Source organism: Mycolicibacterium wolinskyi str. Jessa 2025, from assembly GCF_049241375.1.
Taxonomy (GTDB): domain Bacteria; phylum Actinomycetota; class Actinomycetes; order Mycobacteriales; family Mycobacteriaceae; genus Mycobacterium; species Mycobacterium wolinskyi.
In genome coordinates this window covers 2,565,092-2,580,828 of the sequence record NZ_CP185960.1, presented here as the reverse complement: position 1 = coordinate 2,580,828, position 15,737 = coordinate 2,565,092, and the positions used below count along the sequence as shown (strand labels likewise).

Sequence of the window (15,737 nt, the reverse complement as noted above, 5' to 3'; positions counted from 1 at the left end):
GGCCGGCAACGTATCCAGCGTTCGTCACCTCACGGTGTGATCGATGTTTCGCGGAGGAAACCTGACGCCGGCCCGCGTCAGCCGGCGAAATCCCTCAGGGTGGCCGCGACGGCGTCGGCGTCCGGCGTCGCGTACATCTTCCGTGAGTTCTTGTCGTAGCTGGCCAGGAACGGACAGTCGCCGGCCGTACCGGAGACCGTGTCCCCGCTCTTGATCACCTTGCCGGTCTTGGCTTCGCGGAACTCGATCTCGTATTCGACGGAGTAGTAGTCGATGGTGACCGTGTCCCCGCTGTCATCACCCTCACACGTCGTGGATTTCACGTCGCTGCCGAGCTTGCGCTCCAGGCACGCGACGACATTGATGGCCGAGTAGTCGTCCGAGCGAGCCCACTCGTTGTCCTCTACCGGCAGCCACGCGGTGTCGACGATCCCGAGACCTTCGTAGAAGGCCGCGATGTTGTACGGCTCGCGGTAGTCGGCGGCGTTGCTCAGCGAGTCACCCTCGCACACCGTCGAAAAATCGCTCGCCGAATGGGCGGTCCTGACCTTGCCCTCGGATGCCACCGAGAAAACGCCGTATGCCATGAACGCAACCGCGAGCACCGCGATGACCACGATCGCGATCAGCAGCTTGGGTGTTCCTGACTTCTTCGGTGGCGGACCGGCCTGCGCCCATTGCCATGGCTGCCCGTACGGCGACGGCGGCGGCCATTGCGGGTGCTGGGGCCCATAAGGCGGCTGCTGCCCGTAAGGCGGCTGCGGGCCGTACGGCGGCGGACCGTACGGCGGCGGTGGACCTTGGGGCGGCAGACTCACGGTTGGCTCCTCCTCCGGTGCTGTCCACCCCGGAAACAGCAGGCTGGCCAAGTCAGCCTAAGGCGTGGCCAGGCATGCCGGAGACGCCAATTTCGAGCGAGCTAGACGCGCCAACGCGGCGTCAGCGCGCCGATCGCGCCCAACGCCACCGCCGCGGCGGTGGAGGTCCGCAACACCGACGGCCCCAGCCGCACGGCCCGCGCCCCGGCCCCGCTCAGCGCGGCGATCTCCTCGTCGGCGATACCGCCTTCCGGACCGACGATCAGGGTCAGTGAATCGGCTTGCGCGAGCGGCAGTTCGGTGATCGGCTCGGTGGCCGTTTCGTGCAGAGCCAACACCAGACCGCCGGCAGCAACCGCGTCGGTCACCCGGCCCACGAGCTCGGCCGTCGACACCACGCCGTCGACGCCGGGAACGTAGGCCCGCCGGGACTGCCGTGCCGCCGACCGCGCGACCGCGGCCCAGCGGCGCAGGCCTTTGTCCACCTTCGGCCCGTCCCAGCGCGCGACGCACCGCGCCGCCTGCCACGCGACGAACCCGTCGGCGCCCGCCTCGGTGGCCAGTTCGATGGCCAGCTCGGAGCGGTCGGACTTCGGCAGCGCCTGGACGACCGTCACCGCCGGCTCGGCGGCCGTAATCAACGACCGTTCGGTCACGCGCGCCGACACCGTGCCCTTCGCGGTGGCCTCGACCACGCAGTGCGCGAGCATGCCAACGCCGTCGCTGAGGTCGATCTGCTCGCCGACGCGGATACGCCGGACGTTGGACGCGTGAAAACCCTCGTCGCCGTCGACGACCGCGAGTTCGCCCGCGTCGGGCAGCGCGTCGACGTAGAAAAGCGCTGCGCTCACGGCGTCAGCGGCCGGAGAACGTCTCGCGCAACCTGCTGAACAAGCCACCCGAGCTGGCGGAGGCCTGCGCCGAGCGCACCTCGGCGGCCTCGCGGGCGCGGTTCTCCTTCAGCTTGCGCAGCAGGTCGATGTCGGTGTGGTCGAGCCGAGTCGGCACCATCACGTCGATGTGGGCATGGAGATCGCCGCGGACTCCCGAGCGCAGATGCGGCATCCCGTGCCCGCGCAACGTCGTCACCGCGCCGGGCTGGGTACCTGCCGGGATCGTGAGCTCGGTCGGACCGTCGAGTATGGCGTCGACCGTGACCGTCGTGCCGAGCGCGGCGTCGACCATCGGCACCGAGATGGTGCAGTGCAGATCGTCGCCGTCGCGGACGAACGTGTCGTGCTGCTTCTCGTGAACCTCGACGTACAAGTCGCCCGCCGGACCGCCGCCGGGCCCGACCTCACCCTGGGCGGCCAGCCGCACCCGCATGCCGTCACCGACACCGGCTGGGATCTTGACGCTGATCTCGCGCCGGGCACGCACTCGGCCATCGCCGCCGCACCGGTTACAGGGATCGGGGATGACTTCGCCGACGCCGCCGCACACCGGGCAGGGACGTGACGTCATGACCTGCCCGAGCAGCGATCGCTGCACGGTCTGAACCTCGCCGCGACCACCGCACGTATCGCACGTGACGGGCGTCGACTTGCCGTTGGTGCCCTTGCCGTGGCACAGGTCGCACAACACGGCGGTGTCGACCGCCACCTGCTTGGTCACCCCGGTCGCGCACTCTTCGAGATCGAGCCGCATCCGCAGCAGCGAGTCCGCGCCGGGGCGTACCCGGCCGATCGGTCCGCGTGAGGCCGTGCCGCCGCCGAAGAACGCTTCGAAGACGTCGCCGAGGCCACCGAAACCGGCGCCGAATCCGTTTCCGGCTGAGCCGCCGACGGTCTCCATCGGATCGCCGCCCATGTCGACGATGCGGCGTTTCTCCGGATCGCTCAGAACCTCGTAGGCAACCTGGATCTCGGTGAACCTGCTCTGGGCTTCCTCGTCGGGATTGACGTCGGGGTGCAGTTCACGTGCCAACCGCCGATAGGCGCGCTTGATCTCCGAATCACTCGCGCCTTTGCTCACTCCGAGCAGGCCGTAATAATCGCGTGCCACGCTGACCTTGCCTGACCTTTCGTGCCGGGGTTACCGGCTGCCTAGAACTTCGCCGATGTAGAGAGCAACCGCAGCGACATTAGCGATAGTTCCCGGATAGTCCATTCGAGTGGGACCGACCACACCCATCCCGCCGTACACCTTGCCCGAACTCCCGTAGGCGGTGCTGATGACCGAGGTGCCCGCCATCTGTTCGGCCTCGGTCTCGTGACCGATGCGCACGGTGACCTTGCCTGCCTCCTGCTGGGCGGCGAGCAGCCGCAGCACCACGACCTGTTCCTCGAGGGCCTCCAGCACCGAACGCAGCGAGCCGCCGAAATCGGCGGTGTTGCGGGTCAGGTTGGCGGTGCCGCCGAGCAGCAGCCGTTCCTCGGCATGTTCGACGAGTGTCTCGACCAGGACGGTCGCCGACCGGCCGACCGCGTCCGCCAAACCGTCGCTGCCGTTGAGATGCGTGGCCAGGTCGGACACCGCGACCGACGCGGCGGTCAGCGGTTTGCCCTCAAGGGCCTGGCCGAGCATCTCGCGTAGCTTCGCGAGCTCGTGGTCGTCGATCGCGTCGCCGAGTTCGACGATCCGCTGATCCACCCGGCCGGTGTCGGTGATGACGACTAGCAGGAGCCGCGCCGGGGTGAGCGCCACCACTTCGAGATGGCGCACGGTTGACGTCGACAACGTCGGGTACTGCACGATCGCGACCTGGCGGGTCAGCTGCGCGAGCAACCGCACGGCCCGGCGCAGCACGTCGTCGAGGTCGACACCGGACTCCAGGAAGTTGAGGATCGCGCGGCGTTCCGACGACGAGAGCGGCTTGACGTTGTCGATCCGGTCGACGAACTCGCGATAGCCCTTCTCCGTCGGGACCCGGCCGGAGCTGGTGTGCGGCTGGGTGATGTAACCCTCGGCCTCGAGCACGGCCATGTCATTGCGCACGGTTGCGCTCGATACGCCGAGATTGTGCCGTTCGACCAGGGTCTTGGAGCCGATCGGCTCCTTGGTGGCAACGAAGTCGGCAACGATTGCGCGAAGCACCTCGAAACGACGATCGTCGGCACTACTCACTTGTTCACCTGCCCTTCGGAGCTACGCTGCACCCATTTTACGGTTACCAGCAGTACCTTTACCGACCGTGTCGGGCCGGCAAGGCCACCGCGGGCCGAATTCAACCGGTGGCAAATCGGCTCGAGAGTATTAGCCTTAGCACCCATGCCGATGCCGAAACCGTGCACGGGTGCCCAGCAAGTGAGCCTGCGATGATTTTCAAAGGCGTACTTGAGGGCAAACCGTATCCGGAGCATGGGCTGACCTACCGGGACTGGTCTCGCATACCGCCCCGGCAATTACGCTTGGACGAGTTGGTCACGACGACAACCGTGCTCGCGCTCGACCGGCTGCTGTCCGAGGACTCGACGTTCTACGGCGACCTGTTCCCGCACGCGGTGCGGTGGCGTGGCGACATCTACCTCGAAGACGGTCTGCACCGGGCCGTGCGGGCAGCCCTGCGAAACCGCACGATCCTGCACGCGCGGTTGTTCGACATGGACGCCGTCGTGCCTGCGCAGGCCTGAAGTCCGCTCAGTCGGCCATCGCGTCGCGCAGGCTCCTGGGCCGAAGATCGGTCCAGTTCTCTTCCACGTAGGCCAGGCAGTCGGCGCGTGTGCTCTCACCGAAGACCACCCGCCAGCCGGCCGGAACGTCGGCGAACGCCGGCCAGAGGCTGTGCTGCTCCTCGTTGTTCACCAGCACGTAGAACGTGCCGTTCTCGTCATCGAAGGGATTGCTGCTCATCGGTACTCCTGATCGTTCGATCGGCGGCCATGGCCGTGTCAATTCCGAGATCGGCGCCCAGCACCCGGTCGGACAGCAGTCCCAGGCAGCTGAGATTGGGGAAACCGGGTCCCTGGTTCAGGCCCGCGAGGCCCGGCAGGAACAGCTTGGGGGTGACGCCGGTGACCGCGAGGTCATAGCCGATCGACTCCTGCAGGCTGTCCCCGGTCAACTGCGAGCCGAGACCGAGTTCCAGCATGTCGAGGGCGTCCTGGGCGAGCAACGGGACGAACCAGAGGGCGTCGGCACCCGATCCGTCGATCACGAGGTCGAACCCGTGCACGGTCTCCAACCGTTCGCTGCTGGATCTGACTCCCGCTCCCGCGGGGCGATCCGTTTGCAGCGTCAACCGGATCCGCTCGTCGCGCGCCACGGCGTGCGCGACCCGGCCGCGCAGATGCCGGATCCGGTCGTCGGCGAGCAAGGCCTCCTGCACCCGCGCCGAGAACACCCCGCGGTCCGTGCGGTTCATCGCGTCACGACGCTCCGCCAACGTCAGACCCGCCCAATGGGTCGGATCGGAGTACAGGGCGTTCTCGAAGAAACCCTCGCCGCGTGTGAACAGCGTGACCTGCGGTGAGATCACGGTGATCGTCGAAACCCGGTGGCGGAACAGTTCATTGAGCATGGTCGCGGCGGTTTCACCGCCGCCGATGACGGCCACCCGCTCCGCCGAGATGAGTTCCTGGGCCGCGGCGCGGTGCCAGAACTGGGCGATCGACAGCACGCGCGGGTTGCCGGGCAGGATCGCTTTCTCGGCCTGTCCGGGCCCGGTCACCATGACGGCTCGCGCGGTCACGGTCGATTCGTGGGTCCGCAGCACCCACGACTGCTGATCCTCGTCGACGCCGATCTCGGTGACCTCACCCGAGACCACGTTCATGCCGATGTCGTCGGCCACCCAGTTCAGGTACTGGCTCCACCGACGATGCGTCGGCGCCGGCCGGCCCCGGTCGATCCATTCCGCGAACTGCCCGATGTCGATGAGATAGGACTGCCAGCTGTGGCGCATCATGCGCTCGTCGAGTTCGGCGTTGCGGCGCTGCACGAGCGACGAGCGGTACGGGAAGCCGACGTCCTTCTCGGGGCTGGTGCCCAGCCGGTGCTGCCCGTCGGTCCAGCCGCCGACGGCCTGCCAGTTGGCGGCGACGCCGGCTCGTTCGACGACGACGACGTCGGGTGCCGGCACGCCCATCGCCCGCAGCTCGGCCGCCTTGGCCGCCACGGCAATGGCTTTCGGGCCTGCCCCGATGACGGCCAGGGTTCCGGTTGTGGCACTCACTCGATCACCTCTCGCAACGCGTCCAGCCACATCGCCTGCAGTGCGGCGACGTCATCGGCGGACAGAATGTCTGGCAGTGTCCGCCACTGCGTGCCCAGCACGGCCGCCCCGTCGCGGTCGATCACCGCGGCCATGATGGTCAGTTCGTGGCGTACCGCGACGTTGGGCTCGGGCACCGGCGTGACACCGGCCAGCAGTGCCCGGTCCTGCAGCAGCGCATGGTCTGCCGAATCCAGTTCGATCCGGCCGAGATAGTTGAGCAGCACCTGGGGCTCGGCATTGGCGCCCAGCCGCTCCGCGGTGTCCTCACGCAGATAGCGCAGCAGCCCGTAGTCGATCGCGTCGCCCGGGATGGCGGCAACCAGGTCGGCGACGCCGCGCGCATCGTCGGCCGTCAACTGCAGCGGATAGATCATGCTCAACAGTCCGGCGGTGTCGCCGGTGTCGATCTCACGGGCGCCGTCGCCAAGTCCCGCGGACACCACCGCATCGGACCGGCCATAGGTCTCGAGGGCCAACAGCGGGGCCGGGGTCGGCTGCCCGCGGTGTCTGCGCCAATTGGTGAGCGCGCGAGCGGTTGCCGCGGCCAGCACCTCGGTCACCGGCACCGGCCCGGTGAGCACCCGGGCCGTCACGTCGGGTTCGGCGAACGCCATCTCGATCGTGACGTCGCCCATCCGGTCGGCGGCCGGGTCGACGCGCCGGGCACCGATGTTCGGGTCCTCACCGACGAATTGCCGCTGCCAGAAGTCACAGGTGTCGAGCTTGAGCGCCCGCTCGGCCAGCAACCGCGACCATTGCCGCAGCGACGTGTGCTCACGCACCGGTGCGGGCTTACGTCCGGAAGCCAGGGCATGCCATGTGGTTTCGAGCTCACCGACCATGATGCGCCAGGAGGCCGGGTCCAGGGCCAGCACGTGGGCGGTCAGGATCAGCACGCCGCCACCGGTGTCGGGGTGGCGCAGCCACACCGCGTCGAGCATCGAGCCTTGCTGGGGATCGATGCGCTCGACCGAGAGCCGCGCCTGTTCGGACACCGCGGCGGTCAGATCGCCCGAAACCGCCACCTCGGTGAGGACGTCCCGCGCCGGCGACGCGACGAGCGTCCTGGTGACACGGTCGAGCCGCGTCCGCAGCACCTCGTGCCCGTCGGTGATGTTGCGCAGCAGGGCTTCCAGCTGTTCGCGGGTGATGCCCTCGGGCAGCCGGAACGCCTCGGTCTGCGCGAGCCGGCGCGGATCACCGTACTGGTAGAGCCAGCATCCGTTGGGTAGCAACGGGATCGGGCCCGACTTGTCCTCGGACTCTTCGACGTCGACCTCGTCGGAGTCGATCGCCGCGGCCAATTCCCGAACCGTCGAGCAGTCGAGCATGAGCCGCGCCCGCAGCACCAGGCCGCGCCGTCGTACCGCCTGCACGACCGACAGCGCGACGATGCTGTCGAGGCCGAGGTCGAGGAAGTCGGCGGTGACATCGACGTGCGCGGTGCCAAGCACCTCGGCCAGAACCTCGGCAACCACTTTCTCGGTGTCGGTCACGGGCGCCTCGACCTGATCGGACTGCCGCCCGGCGTCGATCGCGGCGAGCGCGGCATCGTCGACCTTGCCGTTCGTGGTCAACGGGATCTCGTCGACCAGCAAGATATGGTGGGGCACAAGGTATCTCGGAAGCGTCGCGGTCAGCATGCGGCGCAGCTCGGCCGCCGGGGTGTCGCTGACCACATATGCGGTCAGCCGCGGTCCGCTGCGGTGGCGCCGGACCGCGACGTGGGCGTGCTGGACGCCGGGGTGGCGATGCAGTGCCGCAGCGACCTCGCCCGGTTCCACCCGAAAGCCGCGGATCTTGACCTGGTCGTCGCTTCTGCCCAAGAACTCGATTGCGCCACTTGGGTTTCGGCGCACCAGGTCACCCGTCCGGTACATCCGCTCCCCCGGGTGGAACGGATCGGGGACGAAACGCCCCGCCGTCTCCCCCGGCCTGCCGACGTAACCGCGCGTGAGTTGTCCGCCGGCCAGGTACAACTCACCGGCTACGCCGTCGGGAACCGGACGCAACCAGCCGTCGAGCACATACGCCGCGGTCGAATCGGTGGGACGGCCGATGCAGGGTTGCGGGTGTTCGGCGATCGCGGCGACCACCGCCTCGACCGTGGTCTCGGTCGGGCCGTAACAGTTGTGCGCCGACATCCAGGTGCGCTCGCATTCGGCCTGGATCGCGTGCCAGGCCGCGGTGTCGATCGCCTCACCGCCGAGCGCCAACACGGCCAGCGGCACCGTGGTCAGCAGACCGGCCGCCCGCAGCTGGGTGAACATCGACGGCGTGGTGTCGATCATGTCGATCGCGAAACGCCCGATGGTCTCGACCACCGCCTCGGCGTCGCGCTGCACGTCGTCGCCGACGATGTGCACGCTGTGCCCGTCGAGCAGCGCGACCAGCGGCTGCCACGCCGCGTCGAACGTGAACGACCACGCGTGGGCCACGCGCAACGGACGGCCCACGCGTTCGGCCGCCGGTCGCAGTACATGGCGCGCATGGTCGGCGGCGTACGACAGGAGTGCCTGGTGAGTTCCGATGACTCCCTTGGGTTTACCCGTCGTACCCGATGTGAAGACGATGTAGGCGCCCTGGCCCGGACGGACCTGCGCGGGCCGGTAGTCGGCAGGCGGCTCGGCCGCGGAATCGGCGGCGGCCAGCAATTCGTCATCGATTATGAGTGTGGCGCCGGTTTGACGCACGATCTCGTGCACGCGCTCGTCGGGCATCGCCGGATCGAGCGGCACGATCAGCCCGCCCGCCTTGAGTACGGCGAGCATCGCCACGACGTAGCCGGGCCCGCGGCCCAGTCGGATCGGGACCGGGATCTCGGCACCCACGCCGCGGCGGTTGAGCTCGGCGGCCAGGCGGTCGGCCGCCTCATCGAGTTCGCGGTAACTGAGTTCGCCGCCGTCCCAGCTCAGTGCGATCGAACCCGGGCGCTGTGCGGCCGCCTCGGTGAATGCGGTGTGAAAGCCGCCCTGCGGCCGGGTGGTATCGACCGGGACGGCAAGGCGGGCTTCGTCGTCGAGGGTGACGGAAACCTCGCGAAGCGGCCGGTCCCAGGATTCGAGCAGTCGTTCGACGACGGCCAGCACCCGCAGGCCCAGTGCCCGGGGATCGAGCATTCCCAGTGCGCCGTCGAGGGTTTCGACGAGCACGGTGAGCCGGCCGTGGGTGGGGTGCGCGGCGATGGTCACCGGGAAATGGGACAGGCTCTCCAATGCCGAAGGCCGCAACACTGCGCCGTCGAGGTCGAACTCGTCGCTGCCCACGAGCCCACCGGGTGGGAAGTTCTCGTACACCAGCAGGGTGTCGTAGAGCTCGCCGATACCGCCGAGCGAGCGTAGTTCGGTGTGGCTCAGGTAGCTGTGGTCGCGCAGTTCGGCGGCTTCGCGTTGCAGCGCAAGGCATTGGCGGCCGACCCGCTCGGACGGGTCGACCCGGACCCGCAGCGGAACGGTGTTGATGAACAAACCGACCATGGTCTCGACGCCCGACAGTTCGTCGGGCCGGCCGGATACCGTCACGCCATACACCACATCGGTGCGGTCGGTGAATGCCGAAAGAATTGCGGCCCAGGCCATCTGGAACAGCGTGTTGACGGTGACGCCTCTGGATCTCGCGGCGTCGAAGATCGCTGCCGACCGCTGTTCGTCGAGGGTCACCTCGGTGCGCGCGGGCAGGCCCGGCTGCGCTTCGCGCCCGGCCAGCGCCGGTGACAACAACGTCGGACCGTCGAGGCCCTCCAGGTGCCGACGCCAGCGGGCGCGGCTCGCCTCCTGATCGCGACCGGCCAGCCAGCCGATGTAATCGCGGTACGGGCGCGGCGAATCCGGCAGGACGGTGACATCGCCCTTGGCTGCGTACAGCGTGATGAACTCGCCCACGAACACCGGCAACGACCAACCGTCGATCGCGATGTGATGAGCGACCACGACCAACCGCCACTGCTGCCCGGGCTTTTCGATGAGCAGGAACCGGATCAGCGGCCCACGGCCGAGATCGAATCGCCTGCCGCGCTCCTCGGCTTCGATCGCGTCGGCCTCGTCGGCCGTGGCGGCCACGTGCCGCCACGGCAGGTCGACCGCGGTCGGGACGACCGCGACCGGCCGGCTGAGGTTGCCCTGGAAGAAGCTGGCCCGCAGATTGGGATGACGCACGAGCATCGTCTCGGCGCAGGCCCGCAACAGACCGGCATCCACATGGCCCGCCACGTCGGCAGCCATCGCGATCACATAGGGGTCGGCACTCTCGTCGCCTTCGGTGAGACCCGCCAATGAGTACAGCCCCTGTTGGAGCGGGCTGAGCGCCAGGACGTCCTCGACACCGGGCGGTGTTCCGGTTGATGTCATGGTGTCCTGTCTTGGGTTTGTCCCCAGCCGGCGGTCAGCGCCGCGAGCTCATCGGCCGACAGGCCCGAGGCGGCCATCGGGGCGTGGTGGGTGTCGCCGGAGGTGCTGCCGCTGTCGGCCGCGGCGTCGACGGCCGCGGCCAGGTCGGCCAGTTCGGGATGCTCGAAAACCATCCGCGCCGTCATCGCGAGACCGGCGTCGCGCGCCCGCGCCGCGAGTTGCACCGCGAGGATGCTGTCGCCGCCGAGCGTGAAGAAGTCGTCGAAGCGACCCACTTCACTGACGCTGAGCAGCTCGACGAGCATGGCGGCGAGCGCCTGTTCGGTCGGTGTACTCGGCGGCTCGGCCGGGGCGGTGACGGTGACCCGCGGCCGGGTCAGGGTCTCCGGGGCGATGTCGTCGACCACGGTGATCGCCGCGCGGCCGAATTCCTCGGGCAGCCCAGCGCGCAGGGTCTCGGCGAACGCCGCCGGGTCCGCTGTTGCCGGGTCGAGTACCACATAGCCGGCGAGGATCGGCGCACCGCGCCCCTCCCAGGTTCTGGTCGTGGCCGCCACGACGCCGTCGACGGCCTCCAAGGCGGCCTGCAGCCGTGGCTCGCCCGTCACGATGGGCTCAAGCCGTCCGTCTGCGGTCCAGCGGGCCCGGTCCCCCGTGCGGTACAACTGGCCGTCACCAAAGGGATTGGGCGCGAAACGCTTTGCCCCGACACCGGTCGCCTTGCCCGCAGCCTCGTCCACCGCGCCACCGGCGTAGTAGACGTCGCCGATGACGCCGACGGCCACCGGGTCCAGCCACTCGTCGAGGACGTAGACGTTCGTCGCGCCCGCCGTCTGCGGCAGCCCGGCCGGCGGCACCGCCTTGCGGCTCCAGTCCTCGACCACGCGCGCGCGTTCGGCCGGATCGATGACCGCGATGTCGCGCAACGTCAGGTCGGCGTCGGTCGCGAATGCCTCGACGATGCGCTGTAGCCAGCCCACGAGTCGTTGTGCGGTCGCCGCCTCGTAGAGCTCGGTGCGGTAGATGACCGTGCCTTTGTAACCAGCACCCGCTTCGGCGAAGAAGTTCAGCGACAGGTCGGCATGTGCCACGTCGAACGTGGGTTCCAGTGCGGTGAAACGGGTTTCACCACCATCGCCCGAATCGATCACCTGGCCGGTCGGCAGATCCTCCCGCACGTGCACGACGACGCCGAACAGCGGGTTGCGCGACAGCGACCGCACCGGGCTCACCGCATCGACGACCCGGTCGAACGGCAGATCCTGATGCTTGTACGCGGCCAGCGCCATCTCACGCGACCGGCGCAGCACTTCGCGCAGCGTGGGGTTGCCGGACAGGTCGTTGCGCAGCACCACGATGTTGATGAAAAAGCCGATCAGCGCGTCGAGTTCGGGTGCGGTACGCCCGGCCACCGGCGTACCGAGCGGTATGTCGGTGCCCTGACCGGCCTTGTGCAGCGCGATCGCAACCGCTGCCTGCAGGAGCATGAACTCGGTGACGCCGAGTTCGCGGGTGAGCTCGACGAACTTGTCTCGCGTGGGCGCGTCGATGCTGAAGTCGAACGCCTCGCCCTCGCCCGTGGGCACCGGGGGCCGCGGGAAATCGGGTTCCAATCCGTTGTCTTCGGACAGTCCGGCCAGCTGTTTGGTCCAGTACTCGCGCTGTTCGTCGACCGAGCTGTCGGCGCCCGACAGCAACTCGGCCTGCCAGGCCGCGAAATCCGCGTACTGCACGGGCAGCGGGGCGAGTTCGGCCGGCTGTCCCGCGCGGCGCGCGTGGTAGGCGGTGAGCAGGTCGGTGAACAGCACCGCACCCGACCAGTGGTCGGCGGCGATGTGGTGCACCACGAGCGACAGCACATGCGCATCCGGGGTGGACAGCACCGCGGCGCGGATGGGCCAATCGGCCTCGAGGTCGAAGCAGTATTTGCGCTCGGCATCGAGTTCGTCCTGCAACCATTGTTCGCCGGCACCGCGAGCCCGCCGCACGGTGAGCGGTGCGCTCGGATGCACGATCTGGTATGGCGCACCGTCGATTTCGCGATAGGTGGTGCGCAGGATCTCGTGCCGGTCGACCACGTCGTTGACCGCCGCGATCAAGGCCTCGACGTCGCACGGCCCGGTCAGCCGAGCCGCGAACGGCACGTTGTTGACCGGGTTCGGGCCGTCGATGCGGAACTGGAACCACTGCCGTAGCTGAGCGGCCGACATCTGCAGCGGCCCGTCGTGTGGCACCGCGACGATCGCGGGCCTGCCGGTCGTGGCGCCCGAGGCGAGCAGCTCCTCGACATGTGCGGCCAATCCCGACACGGTGGCGTGTTCGAAGACGTCTTGCACGCCGACGTCGACGCCGAACCGTGCCCGCACCGCCGCGACGAGTTTGGTGGCCAGCAGCGAGTGCCCGCCGAGATCGAAGAACGAGTCGTCGGCGCCCACCTGGTCACGGTCCAGCAGCTCGCCGAACAATGTCGCGACTGCGCGCTCGGTGTCGGTCGATGGTTCGCGGAACACGGTGGCGGACTTGATCTCCGGTTCGGGCAGCGCCCGGCGGTCGATCTTGCCGTGCGCGGTGATCGGGATCTCGTCGAGCTCGACGTAGGCCGCGGGGATCATGTACTCCGGCAGCGCGGCGGTGACCCTGGCCCGGATCCGGTCGATCTCGACGCACTCGGCATCCGCGGCAGGGGTGATGTAGGCGACCAGGCTCTTGCCGAGCGTCGGCAGATCGCTGACCACGACCACGGCCTGCCCCACCGACGGGTCGACCGAGATGGCCGCCGAAACCTCGCCGAGTTCGATGCGGAAGCCCCGGATCTTGACCTGCTCGTCGGCGCGGCCGACGAACTCGATGTCGCCGTCGGCGTTGCGCCGCGCGAGATCACCGGACCGGTACATCCGGCCGCCCGGATTGAACGGGTCGGCCACGAACCGCTCGGCCGTCAGCCGGGGCCTACGGTGGTAGCCGTGGGCGACATGTGTTCCGCCGATGTAGATCTCGCCGATGACACCGACCGGCACAGGTTGCAGCGCGTCGTCGAGGAGGTGGATCGTGGTGTTGATCTTCGGTGTGCCGATCGGCACGATGCGCGCGCCCTGTTTGCCTTCGACCTTGTACCTCGTGCAGTTGAGCACCGTCTCGGTCGGGCCGTAGAAGTTGTGCAACAGCGAGTCGAACGTCGCGTGGAACTTGTCGGCGATCTCGCCCGGCAGCGCCTCACCGCCGATCGGCACGCGCTGCAGCGTGCGCCACTCGTTCACCCCCGGCAGGGACAGGAACAGGCCGAGCAGCGACGGCACGAAGTGCATCGAGGTGATGCCTTCGTTGCGCAACAACTCGGTGAGGTAGCCGATGTCGGCCAGGCCACCGGGCTTCGGGATCACCAGGCGGGCACCGGCGGCCAGCATGCCGAAGATCTCGCCGATCGACACGTCGAAGCTCTGCGAGGCGACCTGGAGCAGGCGGTCGTCGTTGGTGACGTTGTAGTCGCCGCCGAACCAGACGAAGTACTCCGCGATCGGGCGGTGTGGAACCGGTACGCCCTTGGGCAGGCCGGTCGAACCCGACGTGTAGATCAGGTACGCGGTGTTGTCCGGGCGCAGCGGGCGCACCCGCTCGGCGTCGGTCGGGTCGGTGGCCGGGTAGTTCTCCAGCCCGGTGACCGGTTCGCGCAGCACGATTTTCGGATCGGAGTCCTCGAGGATGTAAGTGAGTCGATCCTCGGGGTAGGTGGGGTCGACCGGCAGGTACACCGCACCGGCCTTGACGATCCCCACTGCCGTGATGACGAGTTCGGGTGACTTCTCCAGCAGTACCGCGACACGGTCTTCCGTACCGATCCCCTGCTCGATCAGCCAGTGCGCCAGCCGGTTGGCCGACTCGTTGATCTCGCGGTAGCTGTAGTGGCGTCCCTCGTAGACCACGGCCGTCGCGTCGGGGGTGCGGCCCGCCTGCTCGGACACCAGAGCGGTCAATGTGGTTGCCGGGGTGTCGAATTCCTCACCGGCGACGACGTTGCGCATCCACTCGGCGTCCTCGGCCGTGAACAAGGCCAGCCGCGACAGCGGGCGGTCCGGCTCGGCCAGTGCGTTGTCCAGCAGCACTGCGAAGTGCCGCAGCATCTGGGCTGCCAGGTCGGCGTCGAGCACCTCGGTCAGGTGTTCGGCCTCGACCACCGCGCCCGCGGTGTCCCACTCGACCATGAAACCGAGCGGCAGCTGGGTGAAATGCCCACGCAGTTCCGCACGTTCGCACGTCACGCCGTCCGGGCTGAAGCCACCGCCGTCGGGTTCCCGGAAGCCGAAGCTCACCCGGGTCATGCGCTCGGCGCCGTGTCGCCGGTCGGGGTTGAGCTCGCGGACCACCCGGTCGAGGTTGACCCGCTGATGGGCGAACGCGCCGAGCGCGGTGTCTCGCGTCTGAACCACCAGATCGCGGAAACCGGCGCCGCCTTCGGGCCGGATGCGCATGGCGACCGTATTGCCGTAGTAGCCGATGGTCTCGTCGGTCTCGCGGTTGAGCACCGGCGTGGCGACCAGGAAGTCGTCGGTGTGGGTGTAACGGTTGATCAGCGCACCGAAAGCCGCCAGCAGCACCATGTACGGCGTGGCACCGGTGTCGCGCGCCAACGCCGAGACCTTCTCGACCGTATCGGCCGACAACGGCAGCGTGCTGCGTTGCGAGCGGAAGCTCGTCGGCACGATGGAACCGGCGGGGCCGGGAAGCTCCAGCGGCTCAGGCGGATTCGCCATCACCTCACGCCAGTACGCCAGATCCTCGTCGGCGGTGTCAGCCGGCGCCGCAACGGCGCGTGGCGTTTCCGGCAGCGCGACGCCGGAGTAGGCCCTAGTCAGGTCGGTGAAGAACACGCGCCAGGAGCCGTCGTCCCACGCGATGTGATGGGCAACCAGCAGCATCACGTGTTCTGCCGGACCGGTTTTGATCAGGGTGATCCGCAAGGGCGAGTCGGTGCTCAGGTCGAACGCCGTGCCGAACTCGCGCTGCGCCAGCACTTCGAGGCGCAGCTTGCGCGCACGCTCGGACTTGTCGGACAGATCGTGCATGGTCCACGCGGGAGTCAGATCCTCGTGCACCGTCGCGCGGGGTTCACCGTTCTCGTCGGCCTGGTATGTGGTCCGCAGAATCGGATGACGCCGCGCGACCGCGTCGAGTGCACTGTGCAGGCGCTCGGCGTCCAGTTCGCCGGTCAGCCGGTAGGACAGGCTCACGTTGAGAAGCACGCCGCTGGTGTCGAAGCCCTGCACGAACCACATCCGGCGCTGGCCGTCCGAAAGGGCCGTCGGGTCGACGGCAGGTGCGTCACCGTCGGCCTGCGCCGAGGGTGACGCCAGACCGCGCTCGGCGAGCTTGCGCCGCATCAGCTCCAGACGCGCGTCGGAGGTGCGGGTGGCGCCGGCAGCT

The 15,737-nt window shown here is 68.6% G+C and carries 9 protein-coding genes; 1 reads left to right on the top strand and 8 read right to left on the bottom strand.

Going from position 1 to position 15,737, the window contains the following annotated elements; genetic code table 11:
- Positions 1-77: 77 nt before the first annotated feature.
- The 4 genes from ACOI2T_RS12750 to hrcA all read right to left on the bottom strand — a co-directional run bounded on the left by ACOI2T_RS12750 (position 78) and on the right by hrcA (position 3,884).
- Positions 78-818, bottom strand: coding sequence for a hypothetical protein (locus ACOI2T_RS12750; protein ID WP_409501481.1), 741 nt, complete (start codon positions 816-818; stop codon positions 78-80).
- A 101-nt stretch (positions 819-919) separates the two neighbouring features.
- Positions 920-1,669: a 16S rRNA (uracil(1498)-N(3))-methyltransferase gene (locus tag ACOI2T_RS12745; protein WP_409501480.1), complete on the bottom strand. Its 750-nt coding sequence runs from the start codon at positions 1,667-1,669 to the stop codon at positions 920-922.
- A gap of 4 nt (positions 1,670-1,673) precedes the next feature.
- Positions 1,674-2,822: a molecular chaperone DnaJ gene (dnaJ, locus tag ACOI2T_RS12740; protein WP_085148774.1), complete on the bottom strand. Its 1,149-nt coding sequence runs from the start codon at positions 2,820-2,822 to the stop codon at positions 1,674-1,676.
- A 30-nt stretch (positions 2,823-2,852) separates the two neighbouring features.
- Positions 2,853-3,884: a heat-inducible transcriptional repressor HrcA gene (gene hrcA / locus ACOI2T_RS12735; RefSeq protein WP_067852040.1), complete on the bottom strand. Its 1,032-nt coding sequence runs from the start codon at positions 3,882-3,884 to the stop codon at positions 2,853-2,855.
- Between the two features lie 191 nt (positions 3,885-4,075).
- Between hrcA and ACOI2T_RS12730 the strand changes: the two genes are divergently transcribed.
- Positions 4,076-4,390, top strand: a complete 315-nt coding sequence (locus ACOI2T_RS12730) for a type II toxin-antitoxin system VapB family antitoxin (RefSeq protein WP_067852038.1) — start codon at positions 4,076-4,078, stop codon at positions 4,388-4,390.
- 7 nt (positions 4,391-4,397) lie between these two features.
- Here ACOI2T_RS12730 and ACOI2T_RS12725 read toward each other — a convergent pair whose 3' ends face one another.
- The 4 genes from ACOI2T_RS12725 to ACOI2T_RS12710 are packed head-to-tail and all read right to left on the bottom strand — an operon-like array spanning position 4,398 to position 15,694.
- Positions 4,398-4,610 carry an MbtH family protein gene (locus ACOI2T_RS12725; protein ID WP_409501479.1) on the bottom strand — a complete coding sequence of 71 codons (213 nt, stop codon included), beginning with the start codon at positions 4,608-4,610 and terminating at the stop codon, positions 4,398-4,400.
- Positions 4,588-5,931 carry an NADPH-dependent L-lysine N(6)-monooxygenase MbtG gene (mbtG, locus tag ACOI2T_RS12720; protein WP_409501478.1) on the bottom strand — a complete coding sequence of 448 codons (1,344 nt, stop codon included), beginning with the start codon at positions 5,929-5,931 and terminating at the stop codon, positions 4,588-4,590. Before mbtG ends, ACOI2T_RS12725 begins: the two co-directional genes overlap by 23 nt.
- The gene (locus ACOI2T_RS12715; protein WP_409501477.1) at positions 5,928-10,319 is read right to left on the bottom strand and encodes a non-ribosomal peptide synthetase; all 4,392 of its coding nucleotides are present in this window, start codon (positions 10,317-10,319) and stop codon (positions 5,928-5,930) included. Before ACOI2T_RS12715 ends, mbtG begins: the two co-directional genes overlap by 4 nt.
- On the bottom strand, positions 10,316-15,694 hold the full coding sequence (locus ACOI2T_RS12710; protein ID WP_409501896.1) for a non-ribosomal peptide synthetase: 5,379 nt from the start codon (positions 15,692-15,694) through the stop codon (positions 10,316-10,318). The genes ACOI2T_RS12715 and ACOI2T_RS12710 overlap by 4 nt, the downstream gene beginning before the upstream one ends.
- Between the last annotated feature and the right edge of the window lie 43 nt (positions 15,695-15,737).